The organism is Nakamurella sp. (genome assembly GCF_048594475.1).
Classification (GTDB): domain Bacteria; phylum Actinomycetota; class Actinomycetes; order Mycobacteriales; family Nakamurellaceae; genus Nakamurella.
The window spans coordinates 1-2,485 of sequence record NZ_JBMDXT010000170.1; the positions used below are offsets into that span (position 1 = coordinate 1).

Consider the following 2,485-nt stretch of genomic DNA (forward strand, 5'->3'; position numbering starts at 1 on the left):
CCACCACCCGCCCCCCGGCCACCGCGGCGACCACGGCGACCAGCACCGCCACCGCGACCACCAGCAGCGTGACCCGCACGGCCAGCGTGGTCCGCGGCCGGCGGGACCCGGCGCCGCCGGGTTGCCCGTCGACGACCCCGGGCGCGTCCCGCGGTGCCACCGGGGACCGATCCGGGGGCGCCACCGGTGACGGGTTCGTCATCGGTCGTCGGCCGCGTAGCCGACCCCGCGGACGGTGCGGATGGGGCTGGCGTCGCCGAGCTAGGCCCGCAGCGCGGCGACGTGCACGTCGACGGTGCGGGCCCCGGCGGGGCTCGCGTACCCCCACACCGAGCGGAGCAGGCCGGCCCGCTCGAACACCCGCCCCGGGCTGCGCGCCAGGTACAGCAGCAGGTCGAACTCGGTTGCGGTCAGCTCGATCTGCCGCGCGGCCGCGTCGGGATCGCCCGGTCCCGATTCGACCCGGACCCGGCGCTGGTCCGGGTCGATCCGGACCCGGCCCACCCGCAGCGCGGCCGCCCCGACGGCGCCCGCCCCGCCGCCCCGCCGCAGCACGGCGCGCAGCCGGGCCACCAGTTCGCGCGGGTTGAACGGCTTGACCAGGTAGTCGTCACCACCGAGTTCCAGGCCCAGGATGCGGTCGACGTCCTCGTCCCGGGCGGTGGCGAAGAGCACCGGCGTCCAGTCGCCGGCATCCCGCAGCCGCCGGCACAGGTCGAGCCCGTCCATGTCGGGCAGGCCGACGTCCAGCACGATCGCCACCGGCCGGTCGGACCGGACGGCGGCCAACCCCTCCTGGCCGGTCCGGCAGATCCGCACCGCGAACCCCGCCGCGGTGAGGTACCGGCGCACGACGTCGGCGATCACCGACTCGTCCTCGACGACGAGGACCAGGCCCCGGTCGGGGACTCGGTCGGCCGCCGGTTCCTCGCGTGCCACCATCGGTCAACTCTCGCCGGTGCGACCGGTCGGGGCGAGCCGACACACGCGGGTCAACTGCAGTGCGCCTGCTTGACCGCCTGCAGGTCGGCGATGATGCCCTCGGCCGGGTCCTTGATCTGGCCGCGCAGGTTGGCCACGTCGGTCAGCAGCTTGCTCAACTCCGGGTTGGTGGAGCTCAGCGACTGTGCCTTGGCCTGCAGCCAGGCGACCGAACCACGGGTCGTCGCGTCGCCGTTCCAGCGGTCCTCGAGCTTCTGCCGGCGTTCAAGCGCCTTGTCGATCCGCGCGCAGTACTTCGGGGTGCCGGACGCGTCCGCCGCCGCCGGCGAAGCGACCGCCTGGGCGGTGACCGCCTGGCCGGCCACCGGCGCGGCCGCCGCCGGGCCGGCCAGCGCGACCGTGGCGGCCAGCGCCGTCGCGGTCACCCCGCCGGTCAGGATCGTCATGAACGCCTTCTTCGCCATTGCTGGTCCTCCCTCGTCCGTCCGGGCGCTCGCCCGGACCCACGGACACAGCGTCGCGGCCGGGTTTGCGGGCACCGTCCGGGCCCGGTTCGGGTTCGGTAAAGACGGGCGGCGGGCCGGGCCCAGGGTGGCGCCGCCGCCGGCGGTGGGCCGGCCGCGCTGCCGCGGCTTGCCTTGACCCGCGCGTCAATGTCTACGGTCGATCCCGGGCGGACGGCGCGGCGAAGGGAGCGACGTGAGGATCGGAGAGGCGGCCCGGCGGGCCGGCACGACGACGCGGGCCCTGCGGTTCTACGAGGCGCAGGGGTTGCTGGACACCGGCCGCGCGGCCAACGGCTACCGGGAGTACGACGAGCAGGACGTCAAGGTCCTCGTCGAGATCCGGTCGCTGCAGGCGGAGGGGCTGAGCCTGGAGGAGACGCGGCCGTTCGTCGAGTGCCTGCGTGCGGGCCACGACGAGTCCGACTCGTGCGCCGACTCCTTCGAGATGTACTCGCGCAAGTTGGCCGAGGTCGACGCGCAACTCGCCCGGCTGCAGGCCATTCGCGACGCGCTGCTGCGGCGGCAGGCCGCGGCCGCCGGGCGGGACGTCGTCGGCTGCCGGGCCCCGCTGGACACCATCGGACGAGCAGAACAGGACACCCCATGATCACCGACACCGACCTGGTCCCGGCCGTCACCGACGAGACCTTCGCCCGTGACGTGCTGGCCGCCCCCGGACCCGTGCTGGTGGACTTCTGGGCCCAGTGGTGCCCGCCGTGCCACATGATCGCGCCGGTGCTGGCGGCGATCGCCCGGGAGCGGGCCGGCACGCTGGCCGTCCGTTCGATGGACTACGACGCCAACCCGGTCACCGGCGCCCGCTACCGGGTGCTGTCCCTGCCGACCCTGCTGCTGTTCGTCGGCGGCGAGCCGATCGGCTCGGTGGTCGGCGCCCAACCCAAGGCACGCCTGCTGGCCCGGATCGACGACGCCCTCACCCGCTGAGCCAGGCCTTCCCAACCCACCCGTCCCGGGGGGGGGGAACCCAGCGGGGCGGGGCGGCCCCCGGCCCGGGGGCGCCCCCCGCCCCAAATGGG

At 75.5% G+C, this 2,485-nt stretch carries 4 protein-coding genes; 2 read left to right on the forward strand and 2 right to left on the reverse strand.

Features of this window, described 5'->3' with window-relative positions:
- Positions 1 to 261 precede the first annotated feature (261 nt).
- Both ACOJUF_RS08490 and ACOJUF_RS08495 read right to left on the reverse strand, forming a co-directional pair.
- Complete coding sequence (locus tag ACOJUF_RS08490; RefSeq protein ID WP_420121425.1) at positions 262 to 942, reverse strand: response regulator transcription factor; 681 nt, start codon at positions 940 to 942, stop codon at positions 262 to 264.
- Between the two features lie 50 nt (positions 943 to 992).
- Positions 993 to 1,388, reverse strand: coding sequence for a hypothetical protein (locus ACOJUF_RS08495; protein WP_420121426.1), 396 nt, complete (start codon positions 1,386 to 1,388; stop codon positions 993 to 995).
- Positions 1,389 to 1,641: 253 nt separating this feature from the next.
- Between ACOJUF_RS08495 and ACOJUF_RS08500 the strand changes: the two genes are divergently transcribed.
- A complete protein-coding gene (locus tag ACOJUF_RS08500) occupies positions 1,642 to 2,055 on the forward strand; it encodes a MerR family transcriptional regulator (RefSeq protein WP_420121427.1) in 414 nt (137 codons plus the stop codon).
- Entirely contained in the window at positions 2,052 to 2,393 is a 342-nt protein-coding gene (locus ACOJUF_RS08505; protein ID WP_420121428.1) for a thioredoxin family protein, read from the forward strand. Before ACOJUF_RS08500 ends, ACOJUF_RS08505 begins: the two co-directional genes overlap by 4 nt.
- Positions 2,394 to 2,485 lie beyond the last annotated feature (92 nt).